We start from the raw sequence: 24,010 nt of genomic DNA, 5'->3' as shown, positions 1-24,010 counted from the left end.
TTAGAGGACTTTGAAGTAGTCGAACGGTTCCTTGCAGTCCTGGCAGACGAACAACGCCTTGCAGGACGTGGAACCAAAGCGGGTGAGTTCCTTGGTGTTCAACGACGAACACTGCGGGCATTTCACGGCCAGGCTCAGGCGGACAGGACCGGAGTGGCCACCTGCGGCAGCCATGCCGCTGGGCGGAGCGATCCCGTATTCCTCCAGCTTGGCCTTGCCGGACTCGGTCATCCAGTCAGTGGTCCACGCCGGCGACAAAACCAGGTTCACGTGAACGCTCGCGTAGCCCTCCTTCTGGAAGGCTGTCCGCAGGTCGTCACCGATGGCGTCCATCGCGGGGCAGCCCGAGTACGTGGGCGTGATGGTGACCTCGACGGCGGTACGTGAGGCACCGCCGTCGTGCTGGTTTCCAGTGGTGGCCGCCTCAGGCGAGTCAACGACGCGCACGCCGCGGAGGATCCCCAAGTCCTCGATGGTGAGGACGGGGATCTCCGGATCGCAGACCGTGGAGGCGATGTCCCAGGCCCGCTGCTCAGCGGTCTTTGACTGCGTCCCTGACAGGGTAGTCATGCTGGTCACCAGCTCGCGCCGGGATGCTCGCGGGCCAGGACCTGCATTTCAGCAAGGATGTAGCCCAGGAACTCGGAATGCTTGCCCTTGCGGCCGCCGCCCAGCGACTGCGGGACGCCGGGGATTTCCAGCTCGGCCTCAGCCATGATCTCACCGGTAAGGCGATCGAATTCGGCGCGGAGGCTGGAGGGCTGAACCGCGACACCGGCCTCGGCCAGGCGCGTGGTGAGCTCGTCGTCCTCGAAGAGTTCGTCCACATACGGCCATACGAGCTTGAAGCCTTGGATGATTCGTGCGCGGGACTCGTCCGTGCCGCCGGCCAGGCGAAGCACCCACTGCGCGCTGTGGTCGCGGTGGTAATCCACTTCCTTCACGGCCTTCGCGGAGATGGCTGCCAGGGTGGCGTCCGTGGACTCCATGAGCTTGGTGTAGAGCTCGAACTGGTAGAAGCTCACGATGAACTGCCGGGCGATGGTCACCGCGAAGTCGCCGTTGGGCTGCTCAAACAGGTGTGCAGAACGGAATTCGTGCTCGCGGCGGAAGTACGCGAGGTCGTCCTCGGACTTGCCCCAGGCAGCACCGGCATAGGTCAGGAAAGACCTTGCGTGGCCCAACTGGTCCAGCGCGATGTTGCCGAGGGCGATGTCTTCCTCGAGCTCGGGAGCACGGGAAATCCAGTGGCCCAGGCGCTGGGCGAGGATCAGGCCGTCGTCGCCGATGCGCAGCGCGAACTCTGCAACATCTTCGCTGGGCTTGACCTGTCCGCGGCTGATTTCCAGCGCGATATCCTCAGGGCGCAATGCGTTGCCCGGCGTAATGCGCGTGGCGCTTGCCGAACCGTCGCCGGAAGCACCGGCTCCCTGGACGCCAACGGAAATGTCGCCGTGGCCTTCGATGGCGAAGTCAGTATCTTTAGTGCTCACAGGTGCTTCACGCCTTCGCTCTTGGTGTAGTACGTTGCGTGGCGGTAATCCTTGCCCTGCGGGGACTCGAAGAAGGAACCCTTGGAGTCGGGATCGCTGGAGGAAATCGCCTCCGCCGGGACAACCCAAATGGAGACGCCTTCATTGCGACGGGTGTACAGGTCCCGGGCGTTCCGGAGGGCCATGGCCGCATCCGGAGCGTGCAAGGAACCTGCATGCACGTGGGACAGGCCGCGGCTAGAGCGCACAAAAACCTCCCAGAGGGACCATGGGGATTCCTGGTGCTCTTCAGTGGTGGCCGCAACCTTGGGGGCTTCGCGGTTGATTTCGCTGGCGGCGCTGGCCGGTGCTTCCGGGTTGCCGTGGGGGCTCATGCTGCGTGTTCCTTCTGTGCTTGCTTGCGGGCGTACGCCACTGCGGCTTCGCGAACCCAGGCACCGTTTTCGTGTGCCTCACGGCGGCGCTCGACGCGCTGCGAGTTGCAGGGACCGCGGCCGGCCAGGACTTCCTTGAACTCGTTCCAGTCCAAGGGTCCGTGCTCCCACTTCTTGGTTTCTTCGTTGAAACGGATGTCCTTGTCAGGCAGGGTCAGGCCGAGGACCCGGACCTGCTCCACCATCATGCCGACGAACCGGCTGCGCAGCTCGTCATTGCTGAAGCGCTTGATGTTCCAGGCCATGGATTGCTTGGAGTTGGGTGAATCGTCATCCGGCGGGCCGAACATCATCAGGGACGGCGCGTACCAGCGGTTTACTGCGTCCTGAGCCATCTGCTTCTGCGCAGGAGTACCGTTGGCGAGTTCCAGCAGGATCTCGAAACCCTGGCGCTGGTGGAACGATTCTTCCTTGCAGATGCGCACCATTGCGCGCCCATAAGGACCGTACGAGGCACGGCACAGGGGCACCTGGTTGCAGATGGCGGCACCATCCACAAGCCAACCGATAGCCCCCATGTCCGCCCAGGAAATGGTGGGGTAGTTGAAGATGGACGAGTACCGGGCCTTGCCGGCGATCAGGTCTTCCATCATCTGGTCCCGGGACTGGCCCAGGGTTTCGGCGGCCGAGTAGAGGTACAGGCCGTGACCGGCCTCGTCCTGGACCTTGGCCATGAGGATGGACTTGCGCTTCAGGCTCGGTGCCCTGGTGATCCAGTTGGCTTCCGGCTGCATGCCGATGATTTCCGAGTGTGCGTGCTGCGAGATCTGGCGCAGCAAAGTCTTGCGGTAAGCCGCCGGCATCCAGTCGCGCGGTTCGATGCGCGAGTCCTCCGAAATAATGCGATCAAAATACGCCTGTCCGGCTGCCTCCCGCTCCTGCTCTTCCGGGGACAGCTCAGCGGGCACTGACTGCAGATTCTGCGATGCCATGGTTGCTCCTAATAAATTACCGACCGTTCGTTCAGAATATGCGGAGCGGGTGATTTCAGTCAAGCGTTCGTTCCCGGGTTTGGACTTGATTCCGCGGCTCCGCGTTGTTGACAAGATCCGCGCTGCCCGCCGTGTTAACTTGGGGTGGGACCTCAGCTGTCCCCAGCCAACGCTAGAAAAGAGCCTTACGTGGAATCGCCCCAGCCCTTCAGGATTCTCACCGTCTGCACCGGGAACATCTGCCGCTCCCCCGTGGCCGAACGACTGCTGCAGACCGGGCTCAACCAGGTCAGCCCCGGAGCATTCGAGGTCCGCAGCGCCGGAACGCGGGCCATGGTGGGTGAGCCAATCCAGCCGCTCTCAGCCCAAATCATCAGCACGTTCCACGGCAGCCCCGACGGTTTTGCCGCCAGGCAACTGACCCCCAAGATCCTCAAAGAAACCGATCTGGTGCTGGCCATGACGTCCAAGCACCGCGGCGAAGTTCTCCAGCTGGATGCGTCCCTGTTGAAGCGCACCTTCACCGTCCGGGAATTTGCCCGGATGCTGGCTGTGCTGGAGAACCGCGGAGATACTGCCCAGGCCAGCGACATCACGGAATTCTGGCGTGCACTTCCCAGCAGGGCGGCCTCGGTCCGCCACCTCGCGTTGCCACCCGATCCTGCAGACAACGACGTGGTAGACCCCTACCGACGAGCGGAAGAGGTCTACCACCAGATGGAGGATGAGCTGGCCCCGGCCATCCTAGGCATCCTCCGGTTCGCGCGCCTGACGGCGCCGGCCTAATTGGTCATCACTAGTTGAGGGCAATCACCAGCATCTGGCTGGTGCCCGGAATGCAGGTCTGCAGGACAACTGCGGGGAACCCACCGAAGACTGCTGCCACATCGTTGGTGCTTCCCGGGTTGGGTACCTGGCCCCTGCCGGTGGCAGTGAAGGTTCCGTAGCCCGGGATGGAAACTGTCTCGCCGACGCCGATTCCGGAGAACCGTCCCCAGCCTCCGCAGAAATCATGCTCCGTGATGAACGTGGCGTAGGCGTTGGTTGGCGTGTAATGAATCGGCCCGATGCAGGCATCCACCATTGATTGTCCGCCGGCTCCTGCTACGTAGATGGTCCTGACAGCAGGTGCGGGAGCAGGTGCTGGTGCGGGTGCCGGAGCCGGGGCGGCAGCAGCGGGAGCGGCCGCGGCCGGTGCTTGGACAACAGGTGCAGCGGGAGCTGCGGGAGCCGGCGCCGGTGCGATCACCGCAATGGGCGGTCCGGTGAGCTTCAAAACCTGTCCCGGCACGATCACCGAGTAGGCGCTAAGGCCATTGGCAGCCAACATCGCAGTGACATCCACGCCGTAGCGCGACGCTATGGCACCAACAGTGTCCCCGGATACCACCGTGTAGAGATTGGGGTCACCAGCCGGGGCAGCAGGGGCCGCCTCGACAGGAGCGGGAGCTGGGGCGGCTGCTTCGGGAGCTGGGGCGGGTGCTTCGGCAGCGGGAGCTACTGGCACTTCAGCCGCCGGAGCTGCTTGTACTTCCGGCGCTACCTCTGCTTTCACATCCTGGATTGGCAAAGCCGCAGGTGCTTTAGCATTGTCGTCTTTTGTAAATGGCACCTGTTCATTTGAAACAGTTTGCTCACCCGCAGGCTGCGTCGCCCAGTTGACGACGCCAAAAAACAGCGGGATCAGCGCTAATATCGCGAGCACTGCGCCGGCAATCAACAGCTTGGATTTACTGGACTGCGGCCGCCGAACATCGCCATTGCTCTTGGTTGACAGGGACGTCTGAAGATCTAAGTCATTCATGTTCATGGGAAACCCCGGGACTCCATGGCTCTGGACCGCGCGTGACAGGCCCAGTGGGCCCGCGTGAGAGAAGCGCAGCAACGTATTTGGGAGGAGCACCACCCACAAATAGATGGGGGGTGCGGTCCACCGCTGAGCCGGAGGAACGGAATTGCAATAACCCTAGGAATTTCAATAGTAGGAAAGGGCAATGCCCGCCGCACGAGTAGGAACTACTCGACTTTCCTGCTTTTGGCCTTAACGGTTACTTGGGTATTACGCAGTTTCCAAGAAATGGACTACTTGCTTTTGGTGCGGGCTGGGTGCCGCGGCGCATGGTTACGCTCACGGACAGTACGACGGCGGCACTAAAGACGGGCGCGGAGGCGGCAGGCCGCCGTCGTACTCCCGGGAAAAGCTGATCCTCGGGCATGGGCCAAACGGATCAGCGATCGGCTTGCCCCGGCTCCGTCGCAGTACGTTGAGCCCAACCCAAGCCCTCGCTGCGGCTGCAACAACCAAGGAATTCATGACACTCTCCAACCATGCCCAAAACCCCTCCGCGGAATACGGATCACACCGCACAAAGAAGGGTAAGAAGACCGCCCGGAATGTGCTCCTTGGTTTTGCAGCTGCAGTTCTTTTGCTTGGCCTTGTTGCGGGCTCTTATGTCTTTAATCTGATGCAAAGCTTCAACTCCGGCTCTACCAAGATCCACAATGCCTTCCCGGAAGAATCCACCCGGCCCCAGAAGGCCGAAGGCAACACGGCAATGAACATTCTTGTCCTGGGCAGCGACTCGCGTGGTTCATCAGACGCGGATGTGGAGGCCAACACGGCCACCGATCAGCGTGCGGACACCCTGATGTTGGTGCACGTTCCCGCCGACAGGAAAAAGACCTACGCGATATCCCTGATGCGGGACCTGTGGATAGATATCCCCGGAGTGGGAGAATCAAAAATAAACGCCGCCCTTGCGTACGGTGGCGTCCCGCTGATGGTTCAGACGGTCGAGTCGCTCCTTCAGCAGCGCATCGACCACGTAGCAATGATCGATTTCCAAGGCTTCAAGGGTCTTACCGATGCCCTTGGCGGGGTTGAGGTGGACGTCAGGATTCCGTTCGCACCAAGCTCAGGACCCAAGGCAGGGCAAGTCTACGACGCCGGCAAGCAGACCCTCAACGGTGATGAAGCCCTCGCCTTTGTCCGCGAGCGCAAAGCGTTCAGCGACGGCGACTACCAGCGCGTTCGCAACCAACAGGCATACCTCAAGGCCATCATCGGCAAGGTCATTGCCCGGGAAACCCTGACCAACCCGGTCACCATCAGCAATATGGTCTCCGCTGTGTCCCCGTTCGTCAGCGTGGACAAGGACTTCGATGCCGCGGCAATCGGCAGTCTCGCCTTGTCCATGAAGGACGTCCGGGCGCAAGACACTGTGATGTTCACCCTTCCGACCCTTGGCACGGGAACATCGCCGGACGGGCAGTCGATCGTCCTGGCTGACACCACCGCGATCGCCGATGTCACAGCGGCACTCGCCAAAGATCAAGTGGATGCGTACGTCACGGCCCACGCGCTCGACAAAGGGTTCTGAGCGGCAGCGGCTACTGAGCGGCAGCGGCTACTGAGCGGCAGCGGCTAATGAGCAGCGCCGGCTAATGAGCAGCGCCGCAGGGTGTTGGCGCTTAGGGTGTCGGCGCTTCCCCACTTAGTGAACGGAAACAGGAAACCGTCAACCCTTCCAATGATGTCCGCCCGGCTTGCTGTCTTGACGCAACCGGCTGGCGCTCCCACGTTCCGGCATGCGGAGACGGAATCCTCGGAATTGGAGCGGTGGTCGCCTAAGAAAAGGTACTGATCCTCACCCAGAACGATCGGACCGAAGCATCGCGGTGACCTGGCCGCCGTCGAACAGTCCAGCTCATCGCGGATGAACCCGAGGTCTTGGAAGATGTATGGTTCCGCAACAGCCGCACCATTGACTGTGACCTGGCCGCCAACATCGCAGCATTCCACGGTGTCGCCCGGCAACCCCACCACCCGTTTGACCAGGTACTCCGTGTTGGCGGGACCGATCCCCGTCAGCTCACCAAACCAGCCGACGCCTGTGCGCAGGGCACCGCGTTGGGGCGCAGCACCCCATCCGGCTGGCTTGCTGAAGACAACAACGTCACCCCGCTCGGGTGCGGAGCCGATGTAGGCAGTACGGTTCACAAGCACCCGGTCTCCTACATTGAGTGTCTGCTCCATGGACCCTGAAGGTACGGAGTAAACCTTCACAACAAAACCTTGGACCAAGGACACAACCATCAACGCAAGCACGACCTGAACCCATGGTGAGCGAAGCAGCCGACGGCGACTGACGCCTTTCGCTGACTCGGAACTCATCTGCGAAGAACGTTTAGAGGATGCCCGCACCGACAGGAACGGAGATGCTGCTGGTAGCTACAAGGGTGCGGCCGCCAATAACCACGGTCACTGTGACAGCGAAAGAAGCCAGCAGACTGACTGACACGCCCGTACTGGTGCCCGCCAATCCGAAAACAATCGGGAGATTCAGCGTGCCGTTGCTCGCGACGGTGACGGGCACACTATTGGTCCACGTGGTGGACGGGAAGCCGAACTGTCCCACCAACGGTGCGGTCTGGTACACCGTGGTGCGCTGGCTGGCGGTGGTGGCTGTCCCGTCGAAGGAATACACGCCAAAGCCGCGAGCCCGGCCGACGGGGATGCTGATGCCCGCAGGGCGGGCAACGGACACCGTCACAAGAGCGTCCTCCGTCACCGCACCTGGACCGTTGGTGAAAGTAAGCATGGTGGGAACGGTGACGAGTGACTGGGCCTGGAGCAAGCTAGTGCCGTCCAGCAGTCTGAGGCTGAGCAGCGAGGTGGACGAAGCCGTGAAGGCAAGACTCAAGGTGCTCACTGAAGCCACGGCCGCAGGGGCGGCGACTGCGGCAGCGATAACCGGCATGGACCAAGCAGCGCCTTTAACTACAGTGCGGCGGGAATGCGACTTGGAAACGGTAACTTCGTGGCTCATTGCTCTTCTTTCAGCTCGGAATGAAATCCAGCGGTTGGAACGCAGCGCCTTCCGAATTCCCGCCCTTGAGGAATAGACACCACCCACGGGTGGATACTCATAGTGAGCCGACGTTACGGCACCCAGGACGCAGTGCAACAGGTGACGTAGTCAGAAGGGCTACGCTCACATTCGTTCTCCAGACGTAGTTCGAAAAGGCGATCCGGGAAGCACCTCCCGGCAACCAACCGCCGGGGCCTACGCCAGCTTCTTCGCTACTGCCAGGCCTGCCAGGGCCCCGAGTGTGTTCGCGATGACATCGGACAGGGCGGTCACCCGGCCAGGTATCGCCAATTGGAGAACCTCAATAGTCCCTGAGGAAGCAGCCGCGAGAAGGGCCAACGTCCACCAACTCCACAGCACAGGCCTCAAGAGACGGACGAACGCCCCGAACGGGACGAACAAGACGATGTTCGCGACGAACTCCACTCCAATGCCGGCCGCATCCGGTGGGAGACCGAGAAAAGAAAGCCAGCCGGCAATGACCCCCACAAAGCCTGTGACAGTGCTTGCTTCACGCGCGGGCAAAAAGACAACGAAGGCCAACGAAACGAGGTAGGCGATGAACAACGCTTTGAGCCACCACGTGGAGTACTTCCGGGCAAGCACCGCTGGCCTTTCCTGGCGCCTGGGACGCCACAGGTATGCGTCCGCGCTTCCATCCAAGGGCAGCGCCGGGGCAATCATGAACAACAGCAACTATAGAAGCGAACCGGACTCCGGCCGGGTGCACCAAGCGGCATGGGCTAAAACTGCTTGATCTGCTGCTCACCCGGGCTTTTTCGGCGTATGCTCTCCTCAGCGCAGGATAGACGCGTTGTTCGCTTTGGTGGGGCCACTTTTGAAGGCGGGGGTTCAGTGGCAGGAGTGAAGCACGGAGTTCTTCCTTTGCGCTCGTCGTTGCAGCAGAAATTACCGCTGTTCCTGGTGCCGGTTGGCGTCTGTTTGGTGCTGCTTGCGTACGGTCTGGCAAGCGGAGCGGGCACGACGACGGCGCAACTGGCCGGCGACCTGGCCATCCTTCTCGCTGCACTCACCGCGCTGACCACCCATACCCTCGCTGCCCGGAAGCGCCAGGACAACAACCCGGGCCGCTGGTTCATCGTGGCGGGCTTGGCTATCTGGAGCGCCGGGCAAACGGTGTGGACCATCAATGGCATCACCCTGAACCACCAGTACCCGTTCCCCTCCTTCGCAGATATCGGCTTTGTTTGGTACGCCCTGCCCACGTCCATCGGACTGGTGCTGCTGTTAAGGGGCCAGGGGCGGCGTATTCCACTGCGCCGCACCATCCTGGACGCGGGAGTGGTGGCTAGCTCCACGTTCTTCATTGCGTGGAGCTCCGTGCTGGGCCCCTTGGCCGGAGCCACGGGCCAGGACGCTTTTGCCCAGGCCACGCAAATGGCTTACCCCATCGCAGACGTTTTCATGGTCTCCGTGGTGATCGTCCTGACCATGCGCGCAGCCCGGGGCCGCCGGCTTCCTTGGCTGAGCCTGGGAATTGGCTTCTGGGTCCTCGCCATTACAGACCTGGCGTATATGAGCTTCACGCTCCAAGGCATCTCCGGTGTCACGGGATCCCCCTTGGCGCTGGGGTGGGTGCTCGCCTTTCTGTTGGTGGGGCTCAGTCCCTTGCTCCCGGAATCAGGCACCCCGCAAAAAGACGGGCGGGTCTACGCCGCAGCCCTCGAGCTGCTTCCCTATCTGCCCGTGTTCAGTGCCGTGTTCTTCTCGCGCAGCCGTCCCATCGGGGAGGACCGCATCCTGCTGGTCACCGGGCTGGTGGTGATTGTCTTCGTGATCGTGCGGCAGGTTCTGATCGTCGTCGAAAATGTGACGCTGACCCGCGAACTCGAATCGAAGGTGGCCCAACGCACCGCCGAGCTTGAGGGTTTGGGGGCAATCGTCAATTCCTCCGGCGACGCCATCATCGGCGAAACCCCCGACGGCGTGATCACCAGCTGGAACCCCGGCGCCGAGCGCATCTTCGGCTACCCCGCTTCTGAAGCAATCGGCCGGCAGGGAGACTTCTTCGTTCCACAGGACGTGATGGAGAACGAACGCCGGGCGTTGGAAAGCACCGCCCAAAGCGGCCAGGTGCAGAACTACGAAAGCCAGCGTCGACGCGGCGACGGCAAGGTTATCCCCGTGTCCGTGACGCTCTCGCCCGTCCGGGGCGAATCCGGCATCCGCGGCGTCGCCACCATCTCCCGCGACATCACCGAACGCAAAGCCGCCGAGAAGGAACTCCTCGCAGCCCGCGAAGCAGCTTTGGAGGCCAGCCGCCTCAAGTCCGAGTTCCTGGCCACCATGAGCCACGAGATCCGAACTCCACTCAACGCCGTGATCGGGCTGACCTCGCTCATGATGGACACGCCCCTCAGCGAAGGCCAGAGGCAGTACGCGCAAGGAGTGAAGGGTGCGGGCGAGGTCCTGCTGACACTGATCAACGACATCCTTGACTTCTCCAAACTTGAGGCCGGCAAAGTGGACCTGGACATCAACGTCTTCGACCCCCGGGAGCTGGTGGAAGAAGTAGCAGGACTGGTTGTGGAAGCTGCACAAGGCAAGGACCTGGAACTCATTTCCTACTGCCACCCGGACGTTCCGGCTCGCCTGATGGGCGACGCCGGGCGCATCCGGCAGATCCTGCTCAACCTGTCCTCCAACGCGGTCAAGTTCACTCCCGACGGTGAAGTGGAAGTCCAGGTCTCCGTTCTTGCCCACGACCCAAATCTTGCCCACGACCCGAACAAGGCATCCCTGCGCTTCGAGGTAAGGGACACCGGCATTGGCATCAGCGCCGAAAACCATCAGAGGCTCTTCGAATCCTTCGCCCAAGCGGACGCCTCCACCACACGCCGCTACGGAGGAACGGGACTGGGCCTGGCCATCTCACGGCGCCTCACGGAAGTCATGGGTGGCAGGATCGGCCTGGACAGTGAGCCTGGAGTGGGCAGCCGCTTCTGGTTTGATCTTGAACTGCCTCTTGGCCCGGCCGCCACAGATACCGAATCCTTGCCTGCCACGTTGGCCGGACGCCGGGTGTTGGTGGTGGACGACAACGCAACCAACCGCTTGGTGCTCGATACCCAACTGGCCAGCTGGGGCATGGTCCCCGTCTCGGTTGCCGACGCTGCCTCTGCACTGGACGAATACCGGGCTGCGGCTTCATCGAGCCACCCGTACGACATCGCCGTTGTGGACATGTGCATGCCCGACACGGACGGGCTTCAACTTGCCCGCAACATCAAGAACGAGAGCAACGGTTCCGGCGGGCCGGGGATCATCCTGTTGACCTCCACCATGCAGGTGGAAAGGAGCGACCTTACCTCGGCGGGAATCCGCGAATACCTCACCAAACCCGTGCGCAGCTCCGAGCTCTACAACCGTCTCCTGCGCGTGCTGGCCACAAAGACCACCGGCGCACCTTCAGCGCCGGCGATTAATCACCCCGTTGAAACAGCCGATCCTGTGCCGCGGCTCGGGAAGCTGCTGGTAGCGGAGGACAACGAAGTCAACCAGCTAGTGGCCCGTGGCATGGCGAACCGTCTCGGCTATGAAGTGCACATTGTGGACGACGGCGAGCAGGCCGTTTCCGCCGCACTATCCGGCACGTACGCGGCGGTGCTCATGGACTGCCACATGCCCGTCATGGACGGCTTCGACGCAACCAAGGCCATCCGTGCCCGCAACGGTCACTCCGCCAGGATTCCCATCATCGCCATGACGGCCGGCGCCCTGGATGAGGACCGCGAGCGCTGCTTCGCTGCGGGCATGGACGACTACATCAGCAAGCCCGTGGATCTGGCCAAACTCGCTGAAGTCCTCGCCCGGTGGGTACCGCAACAAGAGCAAACGTCGACGGCGGGTGGCTGGGTGGACGCCGCAGCTTCGGCGGCCGTCGCACAACAGCCGGCGGAAGCACCGGCGTCGAACGTTGTTGTTCTTGACGAGGAACGGCTGCAGATCCTGCGGGAGCTGGGACCCGCCGACGGTTTTGGTCTCTTGCCCGAGGCCATCAGGGCTTTCCGGCAGGATACCCAAAGTGCCTTGGAGACGTTGCGCGCTGCCCTGGCAACCGGTCAAGCCGCAGCTGTGGAGGCGGCAGCGCACAAGCTCGCGGGCGCGGCAGCCAACATAGGAGCGGTTGGAGCTGCCGGCCTTTGCAAGGATCTGGAACGGCTCGGACGCGATGCAGGACCGCAACTGGGAGCCGATGGAGCGCTGTTGCTGGGCCACTTGGACACTGAACTCACGCGTGTGAACCAGGCACTCGAACGCACCCTCACCGGAGCAGACTTAAAGGGAACACCATGAAAATCCTCATCGCCGACGATGACCAGATCTCCCGAATGATTACCAAGGCCGCCGTGGAGCAGTCCGGCCACGAGTGCATCGTGGCCGTTGACGGCGACTCTGCGTGGCAGCTCTATAAGGAACACAGCCCTGAAGCTGTGGTGACCGACCTCATGATGCCCGGCCTCAACGGGTTGGATCTTTGCCGCGCCATCCGGGCGGCCGAGGAAGATCGCTATACCTACGTGATCCTGGTGACCTCGCACGGTTCCCGGAAAGATGTCTTGGCCGGAATGGAAGCCGGAGCTGATGACTACGTCACCAAACCCTTGGATCCGTTCAGCCTCCACATCCGCCTCCTGGCCGCCCAACGCATCACCTCCTTGCACGCTGACCTCGCCCGATACCGTTCTGCGTTGACTGAACAGGCGCGGACGGACCCGCTGACAAAACTGCACAACCGCCTGAAATTGGCCGAGGACCTGGGCACACTGCACGGCGGAGGCGCGCCGGATCTGGACTACTGCCTGGCCATGGTGGATGTGGACAACTTCAAGAGCTACAACGACATCTACGGTCATCAGGCGGGCGACGCTGCACTGATTTCCATCGCGTCAACGCTGGCCGGTGAGGTGCGGAAGTCTGATGGCGTTTACAGGTTCGGCGGCGAAGAATTCCTGTTGCTCCTGCGCGATCAACGGGCCGCCGACGCACGGACGGTGATGGAGCGTGTTCGGACCGCGGTGCAGGAGCTGCGGATCGAGCATTCCGGCGATCCCGACGGCGTCCTGACCATCAGTGCGGGCATCTCGGCCTTTACCGACGGTCACCGTGCCGGAACCGAACAACTCCTGCGTGAAGCCGACCTCGCCCTGTACGCAGCGAAGGCCTCCGGCCGGAACCGGGTGTCCTTGGCAAAGTCGTGACGCTGATCCGGAGGTCCCGGCCGCTCTGAGCGAAATAGCTGGTTCTGTGTCAGAGCCCGTCTATAGAGTGGCCACATGAGCCACACTTCTTCCGTGCCTGCCACCACCGCTGCCAAGGCACCCACTCTCCAGCCTCCTGTCGCCAAGCAGATTCCCACGCGCCGCGAACACCACGGCGATGTCTTCGTGGACAATTACGAGTGGCTCAGGGAAAAGGAATCCTCCGAGGTGGTGGACCATCTCAAGGCAGAGAACGCCTACCAGGAGGCACTGACGGCGCATCAGGAACCGCTTCGCGAAGCGATGTTCCAGGAGATCAAGGGCCGCACCCAGGAGACGGATCTTTCCGTGCCCGCCCGCAAGGATGGCTGGTGGTACTACAGCCGTTCCGTGGAGGGCAAGGAGTACAGCATCCAGTGCCGTGTCCTGGCCCGGGACACCGGCGATCCTGTGGCGGACTGGACTCCCCCGTCAGTCGAGGCAGGCGTTGAGCTTCCCGGCGAGCAAGTACTTTTGGACGGCAATATCGAAGCAGAAGGCCAGCCGTTCTTCAGCATGGGCGGTGCCGCCGTGACCATCGACGGCAACCTGTACGCCTACGCGGTGGACAACTCCGGAGACGAACGCTTCACCCTCCGGATCAAGGACCTGCGCACAGGTGAACTCCTCCCGGACATCATCGAGGACATTTTCTACGGAGTGGCTTTCTCCCCGGACGGTATGCGCCTCTTCTACACAGTGGTGGATGATTCGTGGCGCCCCTACCAAGTGAAGTCCCATATCCTGGGCACGCCCGTGGCTGAGGATGAGGTCCTTTACCAGGAGGACGACGTCGCCATGTGGCTCGGCTTCGACCTCTCCTCCGACCGCCGCCACCTGGTGCTCAGCATCGGCTGCTCCGAGTTCAGTGAGACGCGGCTGCTCCGTTTCGAAGACTACGACGCCGGCCTCCACACCGTCATTTCCCGCGAGCATCATATTCTCTACGAGGCCGAACCCTTCCTCCTGGACGGCAAGGAAACCCTGCTCCTGACCCACAACAAGGACGCCATTAATTCGATGGTGAGCCTGGTGGACCCGGCTGAACTCAGCAAGCCGCTGGCCGAGCAGCACTGGCGTACCGTCGTGGAGCATTCCGACGACGTTCGCGTCAACGGCGCTGGCGTGACGTCCACGCACCTGGTGTTGTCCGTCCGCAAGGACACCATCGAGCGCGTGCAGGTTCTCCCGCTGGCGGGTCTGGGCACAGCGACTCAAGGCGCGCCTGTGGAGCCCGCGTTCCATGAAGAGCTTTACACCGCGGGTGTATCCGGCTCCGACTACGAATCCCCCGTAATCCGCATGGGCTACACCTCGTACTTCACGCCGTCGCGCGTCTACGACTTCGTCCTGCCCACCGAAGAACAGCCCGGTGGCGAGTTGCTGCTGCGCAAAGAAAGCCCCGTGCTGGGCGGCTACTCCGCCTCGGATTACGTGGCCACCCGCGAATGGGCAACGGCCGACGACGGCACCCAGGTCCCGTTGTCGGTGCTCCGTCACGCTTCGGTTCAGCAGGACGGCACCGCCGCCGGGCTGGTGTACGGCTACGGCTCCTACGAGCTGAGCATGGATCCAGGCTTCGGCGTTGCCCGATTGTCCCTTCTGGACCGCGGAATCGTCATGGTGATCGCCCACATCCGCGGCGGCGGCGAACTGGGACGCAAATGGTACGAGGACGGCAAGAAGTTCACTAAGAAGAACACTTTCACGGACTTCATCGCGGCCACGGACTGGCTGGCTGGCTCGGGTTGGGTTGACCCTTCGCGCATCGCCGCCATGGGTGGATCAGCGGGTGGCCTGCTCATGGGCGCCGTGGCCAACATGGCCCCGGAAAAGTACGCTGCCGTGGTGGCGCAGGTGCCGTTCGTGGATGCCTTGACCACCATCCTGGACCCCGAGCTTCCGCTGTCCGCCTTGGAATGGGAGGAATGGGGCAACCCCATTACAGATCCCGAGGCTTACGCGTACATGAAGTCCTACACTCCGTACGAGAATGTGGGGGCCGTGCCCTACCCCAAGATCGCTGCCGTGACGTCGTTCAACGACACCCGTGTGCTGTACGTCGAGCCGGCCAAGTGGGTCCAGGCGTTGCGTTCGGCGTCCACGGGTTCCGAGCCGATCGTCATGAAGATCGAAATGGACGGTGGCCATGGCGGTGCGTCGGGCCGGTACGTGCAGTGGCGCGAGCGCGCATGGGACTACGCGTTCATCGCCGATTCCGTCGGCGCCACGGAACTGCTCCCGGGCGCCGGCCTCAAGTAGTAGGCACCCGCACCCATCTACATAGGAGATCAGGCCGTTCTCAGCCCTGAGAACGGCCTGATCTTCGACTCAGTTGGGCTATGCGACTTAGTTGGGTTATGCGACTTAGTTGGGTTAGCGGGCGCGGAGCAGCGCGTAATAGCCGGGGATGAGGTCCGGGGACGACGGATTACTCAACGGGCGCGTCTCGATGCTCGCTGAACCTTCCTCCACGAGGTTCCAGTCCGCCGTCGGGAAGGCCTTGGCACGTTGCGCGGCACCGAAGCGGCCAGGCATCGGCAGTCCCCGGATAGCCCCCTCAAGCGGCGCCGGGATGGAGTTACGAGTGGCTCCAAGGTGACTGACGTAATCCACAGGGGTACCGGGGAAGTTGGTCTCGGCCAGGAACACGCCACCGCGGGTCCCGACGACGGGCAGCAGGTTTGCGGCCAAAGCCGCCCGGTCGCTGCGGTCCAATACGTGCAGAACCCCGCGGATGAACACGTTCGCGTCCCCCTCCCAGCCCTTCGCTTCCAAAGCCGTTGCCACGATCTGCGCAGCGCCAGGTGCCGTCATGTCGCACACAGCGAACGACGCCGTCGTGATCCCTTCCGCCTCATGCCGGGCACGGTCCACCGCGTTGGCGGAATAATCAAGCCCCAACGCATGCGGGAAATGCTGCGCCAGCAGCCGGGTGAAACTGCCGTTGCCGCACCCCACATCAACTATGGGCAAGGCCGGGTCCAACTGTTCCAGCGTGGGGAGATAGCCATGCAGTTCATGGGCGCTTCCCGAATCCCACAGGACATCGCCCGAGGCACCGGTTGAACGGACCCTGCCCCAATACTGGTCCCACGCCGTGAGCGGGTCCTTGGGCGCGGCCGAGGACAGCCTGATGAGGCGGGGTATCAGCAGGTACTTCCTCAGCGCGGAGAACATTCTCCAAATATATGGGGCGCTAAGCCTCCACCAGCCACTCCAAGGCTTCTGTTTCGGATGTGAAGAACTTGGTAGGGCACGGCGGCTTCATGATGCCCAGGAAGAAGTTGGCAATGACCCTGTCCACAGGGGACGAACCCCACAGGGCGATCCGGGAAGCCTGGCAAGGCTTGGCAAACACTGACCGCGCGCCCCTGGTGACATCGTCCGTAGTCGCCATATCAACAATCATGGGGTGCCGGTCCGCACCGCAGAGTTCGTTCACCCTGTCCATGGCCCTTTGGGCATCCGCTTCCTTGATCCTGGCGCCACGCGGCCACGTCAGGCGCAGGATCCCGGACTCTTCGAGTTCCAGATCGAACATCACCTGTTGATGGTCTTGCGGTGTAGCTGGGTGGTCCACAATTCTCCTCGCACAGTTCAGGAAAGCTGCTGGGGACACCGGACCGGATCCCCCGCACTCACTCCCCCAAGGCTGTCTAATCCTGGAGCCAAAGTAAAGATGTGTCCCACGACTCAAAAAGGCCCATTTACAGTTAGGCCGCCATTGGCCGCGGTGCCGCTGATAGGGTGTTGCCAAATCCGGAATTACCACGGACGAATGTTGGAACGGAAGGGGCTCAGTGGGCGAGACCGTTGCCGGTGAACAGCATGCCTCGCGTTCGGCAGTCGTGGCCGACTCAGACCATGACCGTTTGGCGGCCACTACGTCCGCGCTCGATGCAGCGGGCTTCCAGGTTTTTGCTGTCAAGGACACCGCTTCCATGGCCATCCATCTCCAGCAACACCGCCCGTCAGTGGTGGTGGCGGAGAACTCCCTCGCCCACGGACTCGGCAGCCCCGGAGTTCCCGTGCTGCTGATTCTGGATGCGCAGGAGTTCGTGGACCTTGAGGAAGTGGAATCCTGGCGTGTAGCTGACTACGTCATCAGCCCGGTCCGTGCCGGTGAGCTCGTCCACAGGGTTGAAACCCTGATCGGCCGGTCAAGGGAACGCGCACGCTCACGCGGCGAAATCGAAGCACTCCGGGAGAGCCTCCGGAACGTCTCGGCGGCAATCCGGCAGACCAATGACCCGCAGCTGATCGCAGAGCATGTGGTTCGCGGATTTGGCGAGGCCTTGGCCGTGGATCACGTTTGGTTCGCCACTTTTCGCGATGAACGAGTCCCCAGCATCCGGGCGCAATGGAACCGTCCAGGCCTTCCGCTGCTGCCCGCCAGACTCGGCGAGAGCGAAAACATCATCACCGAAACTGCCAACCGGCTGTGGGCCGAAGCAGACGTCCTCGCCGTGGTGGACCACCGGGAAAACGCCGACTCAAAGATCGCCAAGGCACTGCTGGACTGGTCCGGGGAACTCAAACCCGTTTCCACCGTGCTGCTTCCCGTTGGCGAAGGCGCTTCCGCACTGGGCATCATCCTGTTGTCCACTGTGCAAAAGCGGCACGACTGGACCCGTCCCGAGATCGCCTTGATGCAACACGTTGCCGGGAACGTAGCCCACGGGCTCATCCAAGGCCACCTCATCAGCGCTCAACAGCGCGTCCTGCACCAGCTGAGGCAACTGGACAAGGCCAAGACAGACTTCCTGGCCACCGTGAACCACGAGCTGCGAACACCGCTGACGTCCATCACCGCCTACTTGGACATGATCCAGGACGGTTCCGGGGGCCCGGTCCCCGAGGGCATCCGGAAAATGCTGGATGTCATCGCCCGGAACTCGGACCGCCTACGCAGGCTCATCGAGGACATGCTCACGGTCTCCATGCAGGACGGCAGCAACCTGGACCTCAAACCGGTTGATATCGACAAACTCCTCCAAGTGGTGGTGGCAACGCTCCGTCCACTGGCAGAGTCCCGCCACGTTTCCGTGTCCTTCACGGAGGCCACCGAGGACATTGAGGTCACGGCAGACGAAGCAAAGCTGGAACAGGTGTTTACCAACATCGTGGCCAACGCCATCAAGTTCACTCCCGAGGGCGGCAGCGTGGGCATCACCAGTGCCATGTCAGCAACCGAGAACGGCCGGCTCTCAGCCCTTGTGCGGATTGCCGACAACGGCCTGGGTATCCCGGAGCACGATCTCCCCCATATCCTGACGCGCTTCTACCGGGCATCCAACGCCACCTCAGCGGCCGTGCCCGGCAGCGGACTGGGGCTGGCGATCGCCAACGACATCATTGGCCGCCACATGGGACGCATGGTGTTCGACTCCACCCTGGGCTCCGGGACCACAGTGTCCGTGGAGCTGCCGGTGGGAGGACCGTAGCTGGGAGGGTGCTGCTTTGTGGCTGTGACATCTGTGTCAAGGCCAAGCCTCAGAAATCTAAACCGCGGTCACTAATGCTCGACACGGAACGAAACAAACTGATGCCCCGGGCATCAGCCCGGGGCATCAATTTAGCTCAAGAGGCCTTGAGAGGCGCTCCCCCAATGTTTAGTTCGGCCACCAACCGATGCTGGTGGTGTTCGTCTTACCTGTGGTGGTGCTGTTCGGCCACCAGCCGATTGCCGTACTGTCCTGCGTAGGCTCGGCATTGGCCGGAGCAGCGAATCCTGTTACTGCCAGAACCGCCGCCATGAGCAGGGTTGCCGCAAATTTCTTCATCCGCTATGCCCTTTCGTACTGATGCGAATTTGTTGACTGTGACTTGAATAAAGTCACGGGGCAAACTATACGAGCTTTTCTTCCGCAATGACATGGATAATGGGCATATGCAAAGTCCCCACCTGGCCTCCCACCTTGTTGCCGGACTCAATGCACGCGCCAAATGGAAGGCGCGGGACTTTGACGAGGCCTTCAGGCTGGCAGCAGAGGCCGCTGAACTTGCCCGGGACGCCGGAGACGAACTCGCCTGGTGGAACATGCGTTACCTGCAGGCGGAGTGCCTCCGTGATCAGGGAAGCATCGAGGAATTCCTGGCGCTTGCGTCCACCCTCAATGATCACAGCCTTACCGCTTCCTCCCCCGAGCTTGGGGCGAAGGCACAAACAATGGTGGCCATTGGGCTCCAAGGTCTCGGCCGGCTTGCCGAAGCAGCAACCATGGCGGCCGACGCGGCAAAACTTGCTGCCACTGACCCGGATCTCCTCTACGTTCAGGTCCTGGCCCAGCGCGCCCTTATCGCGGCGTTGGCCGAGAGCCGACTGCTGGATGATGCGTGGCGGGAATGCCTTGTTCTGGAGACCCTGATTACCGATGACGTTGATGAGGACACAGCGGGTAAGGGTTACTGGGTGATTGGTAACGTTGCTTTCCTGGCTGACCGCGTTATGGACGGCGGCCGCTATCACGATCTGGCCGCCGAGAGACTTTCGCCGTCAAAGGACGTTGATTTGTGGGCACGCTTCAACCGTGCCTCTGCGGAAATGCGCCTGCAAGCAAAACTCGGTGACGCGGCCACCCTTCGTTGCATCGAGAGGGCAGAGCTCGCTACGGACATCGTGGGCGGTTCCGAGCGGGACCATCTGGAAATGTCCTTGGTCCGCGCCCATTGGAATTCCCTCATCGGTGATATGCAGGAAGCCCTGGCCATCCTCGAACCCCTTTGCGCGCGTTCATCCATTCTGGCCACCCAAACATCCGCCGAAGCGCACTTTCTATTCGCACGGACTTTGCTGGCATCCGAGAGAATTGACGAAGCGTTGGCTGCCTTCGAAGAAGCAGCAAAGCTCTTCGACCAAGCGGCCCTACCTGAGCGCAGCGCGGCCGTTCGCGAGTATCTTCGGCAAAGCGTCGAGCGCCGGGGCGGGCCGCACGGGGGGTGAGCATGTCTGAAGCAGAAATGTACTCCGCGAACGACCCCCGCTTAGGGATGCTCCTTGAAGGCATCGTCAGGTTGGCGGCGGGCGACCTGAACACCAGGATCCAAGTCTCCGACGCGCGCGATGAGATTGACGCCGTGATCATGGGCACCAACCTCCTGGCCGAAGATCTCCAAATCGTCTACGAAGAGCTCGAGCAACGGGTGCAGGCCCGGACACAACAGCTCAATGAGGCGCACCTGGCAATGCAGCGCATGGCGATGACCGATCCCCTGACCGGCCTGAACAACCGCTCCGCTTTCGCAACCGCCCTGACCAAGGCCCAAGCGAACGGCGGACAAGGCAACAAACGGCCGGCGATCCTCCTGCTGGATATGGATGGATTCAAGGCCATCAACGATTCCCTCGGCCACACCATCGGTGACAAAGTCCTGGAAACGGTAGCTAACCGGATCAGTGGCGCGGTTCGGGAACAGGACATGGTTGCCCGTATGGGCGGCGACGAGTTCGCAGTCCTTCTGACGGAGGTGACGCCCACGGAGGCCAGCGCCATTGGCAGCCGAATCCTCGCTGCCGTGGCGGGGGTGATGGAGATCGAGGGACAACATCTCCGCTGCGGGGTCAGCATGGGCCTCCGTATGGCCGACCCCGGCCAGCGGGCCGAGGAGCTCATGATGGAAGCGGACATTGCCATGTACGAGTCCAAGGCGGACGGGCGCGGCAAACTCAAGGTGTTCGCCGCTGACATGCTGCTCGCCAGGCAAATGCGGAACCAGCTGGTGGGGGAGCTCAAAGAGGCTATCGCCGGTTCCCAGCTGGTGCTCTACTACCAGCCCATCATCAGGCTGGACACCCGCGAAATTGAAGGTGTGGAAGCACTGGTCCGGTGGAACCACCCCACCCGCGGGATCATCATGCCGGACGAGTTCATCCCCATCGCCGAGGAAACGGGAATGATTTCCGATCTGGGCGGTTGGGTGCTCCGCACCGCCGTCGAGCAGTTAAAGCAATGGCGCAGCGACCCACTGACGGCGGGCCACAACTTCAGCATGCGCATCAACGTTTCGGCGGCGGACCTGCAGCGGCTGGAGTTCATTGAAGACGTTCGCGAAGCCTTGGCTTCAGCCGACCTGGATCCGTCGCTCCTGGTCTTGGAGCTGACCGAAAGTGCCGTCATCCAGGGCAACGATCTGGACCGTTATACGCTCAATAGCCTGCGCCGCCTTGGTGTGGGATTGGAAATTGACGACTTCGGCACGGGCTATTCCTCCATCAGTTACCTTCGCCAGCTGCCCGTGGACACGGTCAAGGTTGACCGGACGTTGCTTTCCGCCTTGGGCAGCGACCCGTCCCAGCCCGCCCTGCTGGCTGCTGTTCTGCAACTGATCCGCGCGTGCGGGCTGGCTGCTGTGTGGGAAGGCATCGAAAGCGCCGAGCAGGCCGAGTACCTGCTGAGCATCGGGTGCACCAGCGGTCAGGGTTACTACTTCAGCCGGCCACTGCCTGAAGCACAGTTGACCGAGCAGCTGAAGCATCACAAGACGTGGCCTGTCAGCTGATGGTCCGCGTCCATGGATGGTGCCGTGTGCGCCACTCCGAATCCAGAATCGCGTAGATGTTCTCTGTGGCCCACTGGCCTTTGTAATGCCAGTTGTCCACCAGCGTTGCTTCAAGCCGCATGCCCAGGCGCTTGCAAATGCCGGCCGAACCGTCATTGAGGGCGTCCAGCTTGGCCTCGATGCGATGGAAGGCCAGTTTCTCGAACGCCAGCTTCATGACGGCTTCCGCAGCCTCGGTGGCAATCCCGTGGCCGCGGGCCTCGGGATGGAGGATCCAGCCCAGCTCGCCCTGCCCGGTGCCCTCCAACCACTTCAGTACTACCTCGCCAAGCAGGCCGGGCTTGTCCTTATGCTCGATTGCCAAGCAAACCCAGTCTCCTTCCTGGTTGAATTCGAAGTTTGCGTACCGGCCAAGGACCTCCATGGACTTGGTTTTGGTCAGCTCGTTGCGCAACAGGAACCGGGCTGTTTCGGGCAGCGACTGGTATCCGTGGAACCGTTCGAGGTCTTCAGCTTCGAAGCGCCGCAGGACGAGTCGGTCGGTGATGATGGGAAGCTCAATTTCGGGCATGCTTCCGAGGCTACTAGCTACGGGTGAATCGTGGTCCAGTCTTGACACGTGGCGCGATCTGGGATTACCTAATGAACATTCGGTAAATAAAGCTGGAGGCAATGACGCATGGTTGAAACAACCCTCTCCGGTGCTCAGCACCACATCCTGACCAACGACTACGCGTCCGAATGGATGGGCATCGAGGTCCTCAAGCTCGACGACGGCCACGCCACCATCCGCATGCATCTCCGCCAGGAAATGCTCAACGGATTCGGCATGGCACACGGCGGAATGATCTTCGCCTTCGGTGACACCGCCTTCGCACTGGCCTGCAACCCGGCCAACCCCACGCCCAAGCAAGCCGCCAACATCACGGTGGCGTCCGGCGTCGACATCAACTTCATCAAACCGGCGTTCCAAGGCCAAGTGATCACCGCCGTCGCAAACCGCCGCGCGAGCACCGGCCGAAGCGGTCTGTACGACATCCAGATCTATGCGGCATCCCACGACGCAGCCGCCTCCCCCGAGGCGCCCGGGGAGCTCATCGCTGAGTTCCGTGGCCGCAGCCGCACCATCTCCAAGAAGTAGGGAAACCCATGACGCAGAACACTGTGGCCGCCCCCGCCACCTCCACGGCAGCTGCCCCCGTGCTGGACCGTGAAGAGACCATCTCCCGCGACGAACTGGAGGCCCTGCAGCTCACCCGCCTCCAGCACACCGTGGCCTACGCCTACGATCGCGTGCCGCTGTACAAGCGGAAGTTTGATGAGGTGGGCGTACACCCCACCGACCTCCGCGAGTTGAGCGACCTCGGCAAGTTCCCGTACACCACCAAAGAAGACCTGCGCCTGGAATACCCGTTCGGCATGTTCGCCGTCCCGCAGGACCAGGTTGCGCGCATCCACGCGAGCTCCGGCACCACCGGCCGGCCCACCGTGGTTGGCTACACCAAGAACGACCTCGCCAACTGGGCAACCTTGGTGGCGCGCTCCTTCCGCGCCTCCGGCGTCCGCCCCGGCATGAAGGTTCACAACGCCTACGGATACGGCCTGTTCACCGGCGGCCTCGGCGCGCACGCAGGCGCTGAAGCGCTCGGCTGCACCGTCATCCCCATCTCCGGCGGCCAAACCGAACGCCAGATCCAGCTCATCCAGGACTTCAAGCCCGACGCCATCCTGGCCACGCCCACGTACCTGCTCACCATCGCCGATGCCATGCAACACCAAGGCATCGACCCCACGTCCACGTCGCTCAAGTATGCCGTTTTGGGCGCCGAACCGTGGACCGAAGAGATGCGCCACGAGCTCGAAACGACCATGAAAATCAAGGCCTCGGACATCTACGGGCTCTCCGAGGTCATGGGCCCTGGTGTGGCCGGCGAAGCTGTTGAAACGCAGGACGGCTGCCACATCTGGGAGGATCACTTCCGCCCCGAGATCATCGACCCGTTCGACCACTCCACGGTCCTCGCCGACGGCGAACCCGGCGAGCTCGTTTTCACTTCCCTCACGAAGGAAGCGCTGCCGATCATCCGCTATCGCACCAAGGACCTCACCCGCCTGCTCCCCGGCACCGCACGCCCCGCGCACCGCCGCATGGGCCGCATCACCGGCCGCAGCGACGACATGATCATCCTTCGCGGCGTGAACCTGTTCCCGTCACAGATCGAGGAAATTGCGCTCCGCATCCCCGAGCTCAGCCCCCACTTCCAGCTCGAAATCACCCGCCCCGAAGGCAAGCGCATGGACTCGCTGACTGTGAAGATCGAGCGCCGCGAGAACGTCCCGTCCGAGGCAGGCACGACGGCGGCACACACCTTGCGTGAGCAGATCAAGATTCACGTCGGGTCATCCTGCGTAGTTGACGTTGTAGAGCCCGGCTCACTTGAACGGTCCAATGGCAAGCTTCGCCGGATCTACGACATGCGACCCAAAGGCTGAGCGCCGTCCACCACTGAGATCGTG

At 62.3% G+C, this 24,010-nt stretch carries 22 protein-coding genes; 10 read left to right on the top strand and 12 right to left on the bottom strand.

The genetic code is table 11. The features are described 5' to 3' along the window. The 4 genes from paaD to paaA are packed head-to-tail and all read right to left on the bottom strand — an operon-like array spanning position 1 to position 2,859. Positions 1-570, bottom strand: coding sequence for a 1,2-phenylacetyl-CoA epoxidase subunit PaaD (gene paaD / locus J3A64_RS00605; RefSeq protein ID WP_187329897.1), 570 nt, complete (start codon positions 568-570; stop codon positions 1-3). A 5-nt stretch (positions 571-575) separates the two neighbouring features. After that, positions 576-1,493 (bottom strand): 1,2-phenylacetyl-CoA epoxidase subunit PaaC, encoded by a 918-nt coding sequence (gene paaC / locus J3A64_RS00600; RefSeq protein WP_011775849.1) that lies wholly within the window; start codon positions 1,491-1,493, stop codon positions 576-578. Beyond that, complete coding sequence (gene paaB / locus J3A64_RS00595; protein ID WP_011775850.1) at positions 1,490-1,867, bottom strand: 1,2-phenylacetyl-CoA epoxidase subunit PaaB; 378 nt, start codon at positions 1,865-1,867, stop codon at positions 1,490-1,492. Before paaB ends, paaC begins: the two co-directional genes overlap by 4 nt. Continuing rightward, positions 1,864-2,859 (bottom strand): 1,2-phenylacetyl-CoA epoxidase subunit PaaA, encoded by a 996-nt coding sequence (paaA, locus tag J3A64_RS00590; protein ID WP_011775851.1) that lies wholly within the window; start codon positions 2,857-2,859, stop codon positions 1,864-1,866. The genes paaB and paaA overlap by 4 nt, the downstream gene beginning before the upstream one ends. A gap of 189 nt (positions 2,860-3,048) precedes the next feature. On the opposite strand from paaA, the gene J3A64_RS00585 reads away from it, so the two are divergent. Then, the gene (locus tag J3A64_RS00585; RefSeq protein ID WP_011775852.1) at positions 3,049-3,645 is read left to right on the top strand and encodes a low molecular weight phosphatase family protein; all 597 of its coding nucleotides are present in this window, start codon (positions 3,049-3,051) and stop codon (positions 3,643-3,645) included. A gap of 10 nt (positions 3,646-3,655) precedes the next feature. On the opposite strand, the gene J3A64_RS00580 is transcribed toward J3A64_RS00585, so the two are convergent. Further along, positions 3,656-4,669: a LysM domain-containing protein gene (locus tag J3A64_RS00580; protein WP_210063401.1), complete on the bottom strand. Its 1,014-nt coding sequence runs from the start codon at positions 4,667-4,669 to the stop codon at positions 3,656-3,658. 502 nt (positions 4,670-5,171) lie between these two features. On the opposite strand from J3A64_RS00580, the gene J3A64_RS00575 reads away from it, so the two are divergent. Then, positions 5,172-6,239, top strand: a complete 1,068-nt coding sequence (locus J3A64_RS00575) for an LCP family protein (protein ID WP_051025018.1) — start codon at positions 5,172-5,174, stop codon at positions 6,237-6,239. 44 nt (positions 6,240-6,283) lie between these two features. Here J3A64_RS00575 and lepB read toward each other — a convergent pair whose 3' ends face one another. The 3 genes from lepB to J3A64_RS00560 form a co-directional block, all read right to left on the bottom strand. Beyond that, positions 6,284-6,967 carry a signal peptidase I gene (gene lepB, locus J3A64_RS00570; RefSeq protein WP_307807152.1) on the bottom strand — a complete coding sequence of 228 codons (684 nt, stop codon included), beginning with the start codon at positions 6,965-6,967 and terminating at the stop codon, positions 6,284-6,286. A 79-nt stretch (positions 6,968-7,046) separates the two neighbouring features. After that, positions 7,047-7,688, bottom strand: coding sequence for a hypothetical protein (locus J3A64_RS00565; protein ID WP_238324368.1), 642 nt, complete (start codon positions 7,686-7,688; stop codon positions 7,047-7,049). 237 nt (positions 7,689-7,925) lie between these two features. Beyond that, entirely contained in the window at positions 7,926-8,414 is a 489-nt protein-coding gene (locus tag J3A64_RS00560; protein ID WP_210066028.1) for a VanZ family protein, read from the bottom strand. Between the two features lie 171 nt (positions 8,415-8,585). On the opposite strand from J3A64_RS00560, the gene J3A64_RS00555 reads away from it, so the two are divergent. The 3 genes from J3A64_RS00555 to J3A64_RS00545 all read left to right on the top strand — a co-directional run bounded on the left by J3A64_RS00555 (position 8,586) and on the right by J3A64_RS00545 (position 15,253). Next, entirely contained in the window at positions 8,586-12,047 is a 3,462-nt protein-coding gene (locus tag J3A64_RS00555; RefSeq protein ID WP_210063398.1) for a response regulator, read from the top strand. Next, positions 12,044-12,952 carry a diguanylate cyclase gene (locus J3A64_RS00550; RefSeq protein WP_014922594.1) on the top strand — a complete coding sequence of 303 codons (909 nt, stop codon included), beginning with the start codon at positions 12,044-12,046 and terminating at the stop codon, positions 12,950-12,952. The genes J3A64_RS00555 and J3A64_RS00550 overlap by 4 nt, the downstream gene beginning before the upstream one ends. Positions 12,953-13,027: 75 nt before the next feature. Next, the gene (locus J3A64_RS00545; protein ID WP_210063397.1) at positions 13,028-15,253 is read left to right on the top strand and encodes a S9 family peptidase; all 2,226 of its coding nucleotides are present in this window, start codon (positions 13,028-13,030) and stop codon (positions 15,251-15,253) included. A gap of 114 nt (positions 15,254-15,367) precedes the next feature. Here J3A64_RS00545 and J3A64_RS00540 read toward each other — a convergent pair whose 3' ends face one another. Together J3A64_RS00540 and J3A64_RS00535 are read right to left on the bottom strand one after the other, a co-directional pair. Then, the gene (locus tag J3A64_RS00540; protein ID WP_011775861.1) at positions 15,368-16,171 is read right to left on the bottom strand and encodes a class I SAM-dependent methyltransferase; all 804 of its coding nucleotides are present in this window, start codon (positions 16,169-16,171) and stop codon (positions 15,368-15,370) included. A gap of 19 nt (positions 16,172-16,190) precedes the next feature. Further along, positions 16,191-16,574, bottom strand: a complete 384-nt coding sequence (locus J3A64_RS00535) for an STAS/SEC14 domain-containing protein (RefSeq protein ID WP_011775862.1) — start codon at positions 16,572-16,574, stop codon at positions 16,191-16,193. A gap of 220 nt (positions 16,575-16,794) precedes the next feature. On the opposite strand from J3A64_RS00535, the gene J3A64_RS00530 reads away from it, so the two are divergent. After that, positions 16,795-18,438 carry an ATP-binding protein gene (locus J3A64_RS00530; RefSeq protein ID WP_210063396.1) on the top strand — a complete coding sequence of 548 codons (1,644 nt, stop codon included), beginning with the start codon at positions 16,795-16,797 and terminating at the stop codon, positions 18,436-18,438. Positions 18,439-18,606: 168 nt separating this feature from the next. Here J3A64_RS00530 and J3A64_RS00525 read toward each other — a convergent pair whose 3' ends face one another. After that, positions 18,607-18,777 carry a hypothetical protein gene (locus J3A64_RS00525; RefSeq protein WP_017199100.1) on the bottom strand — a complete coding sequence of 57 codons (171 nt, stop codon included), beginning with the start codon at positions 18,775-18,777 and terminating at the stop codon, positions 18,607-18,609. A gap of 107 nt (positions 18,778-18,884) precedes the next feature. On the opposite strand from J3A64_RS00525, the gene J3A64_RS00520 reads away from it, so the two are divergent. Both J3A64_RS00520 and J3A64_RS00515 read left to right on the top strand, forming a co-directional pair. Beyond that, positions 18,885-19,937 (top strand): hypothetical protein, encoded by a 1,053-nt coding sequence (locus J3A64_RS00520; protein WP_014922597.1) that lies wholly within the window; start codon positions 18,885-18,887, stop codon positions 19,935-19,937. Between the two features lie 2 nt (positions 19,938-19,939). Continuing rightward, positions 19,940-21,493, top strand: a complete 1,554-nt coding sequence (locus J3A64_RS00515) for a bifunctional diguanylate cyclase/phosphodiesterase (RefSeq protein ID WP_210063395.1) — start codon at positions 19,940-19,942, stop codon at positions 21,491-21,493. Here the strand turns inward: J3A64_RS00515 and J3A64_RS00510 are convergent. Beyond that, positions 21,486-22,064, bottom strand: coding sequence for a GNAT family N-acetyltransferase (locus J3A64_RS00510; RefSeq protein ID WP_011775867.1), 579 nt, complete (start codon positions 22,062-22,064; stop codon positions 21,486-21,488). The genes J3A64_RS00515 and J3A64_RS00510 overlap by 8 nt on opposite strands. Before the next feature lie 108 nt (positions 22,065-22,172). On the opposite strand from J3A64_RS00510, the gene J3A64_RS00505 reads away from it, so the two are divergent. Then, positions 22,173-22,634 carry a hotdog fold thioesterase gene (locus tag J3A64_RS00505; RefSeq protein ID WP_210063394.1) on the top strand — a complete coding sequence of 154 codons (462 nt, stop codon included), beginning with the start codon at positions 22,173-22,175 and terminating at the stop codon, positions 22,632-22,634. A gap of 8 nt (positions 22,635-22,642) precedes the next feature. Beyond that, positions 22,643-23,986: a phenylacetate--CoA ligase PaaK gene (gene paaK / locus J3A64_RS00500; protein ID WP_210063393.1), complete on the top strand. Its 1,344-nt coding sequence runs from the start codon at positions 22,643-22,645 to the stop codon at positions 23,984-23,986. The last annotated feature ends 24 nt before the right edge of the window (positions 23,987-24,010 follow it).

This window comes from Pseudarthrobacter sp. PvP004 (genome assembly GCF_017876035.1).
GTDB classification, from domain to species: Bacteria; Actinomycetota; Actinomycetes; order Actinomycetales; family Micrococcaceae; genus Arthrobacter; species Arthrobacter aurescens_A.
The sequence above is the reverse complement of the archived record's forward strand: the minus strand, read 5'-3'. Positions and strand labels throughout refer to the sequence as shown.

Excerpts from the sequence above, each read along its gene's own strand:
- paaD (WP_187329897.1), bottom strand. The coding sequence starts at position 570 with ATGACTACCCTGTCAGGGACGCAGTCAAAGACCGCTGAGCAGCGGGCC.
- paaB (WP_011775850.1), bottom strand. The coding sequence starts at position 1,867 with ATGAGCCCCCACGGCAACCCGGAAGCACCGGCCAGCGCCGCCAGCGAA.
- paaA (WP_011775851.1), bottom strand. The coding sequence starts at position 2,859 with ATGGCATCGCAGAATCTGCAGTCAGTGCCCGCTGAGCTGTCCCCGGAA.
- J3A64_RS00580 (WP_210063401.1), bottom strand. The coding sequence starts at position 4,669 with ATGAACATGAATGACTTAGATCTTCAGACGTCCCTGTCAACCAAGAGC.
- J3A64_RS00575 (WP_051025018.1), top strand. The coding sequence starts at position 5,172 with ATGACACTCTCCAACCATGCCCAAAACCCCTCCGCGGAATACGGATCA.
- J3A64_RS00565 (WP_238324368.1), bottom strand. The coding sequence starts at position 7,688 with ATGAGCCACGAAGTTACCGTTTCCAAGTCGCATTCCCGCCGCACTGTA.
- J3A64_RS00560 (WP_210066028.1), bottom strand. The coding sequence starts at position 8,414 with ATGATTGCCCCGGCGCTGCCCTTGGATGGAAGCGCGGACGCATACCTG.
- J3A64_RS00550 (WP_014922594.1), top strand. The coding sequence starts at position 12,044 with ATGAAAATCCTCATCGCCGACGATGACCAGATCTCCCGAATGATTACC.
- J3A64_RS00545 (WP_210063397.1), top strand. The coding sequence starts at position 13,028 with ATGAGCCACACTTCTTCCGTGCCTGCCACCACCGCTGCCAAGGCACCC.
- J3A64_RS00540 (WP_011775861.1), bottom strand. The coding sequence starts at position 16,171 with ATGTTCTCCGCGCTGAGGAAGTACCTGCTGATACCCCGCCTCATCAGG.
- J3A64_RS00525 (WP_017199100.1), bottom strand. The coding sequence starts at position 18,777 with ATGAAGAAATTTGCGGCAACCCTGCTCATGGCGGCGGTTCTGGCAGTA.
- J3A64_RS00520 (WP_014922597.1), top strand. The coding sequence starts at position 18,885 with ATGCAAAGTCCCCACCTGGCCTCCCACCTTGTTGCCGGACTCAATGCA.
- J3A64_RS00515 (WP_210063395.1), top strand. The coding sequence starts at position 19,940 with ATGTCTGAAGCAGAAATGTACTCCGCGAACGACCCCCGCTTAGGGATG.
- J3A64_RS00510 (WP_011775867.1), bottom strand. The coding sequence starts at position 22,064 with ATGCCCGAAATTGAGCTTCCCATCATCACCGACCGACTCGTCCTGCGG.
- J3A64_RS00505 (WP_210063394.1), top strand. The coding sequence starts at position 22,173 with ATGGTTGAAACAACCCTCTCCGGTGCTCAGCACCACATCCTGACCAAC.
- paaK (WP_210063393.1), top strand. The coding sequence starts at position 22,643 with ATGACGCAGAACACTGTGGCCGCCCCCGCCACCTCCACGGCAGCTGCC.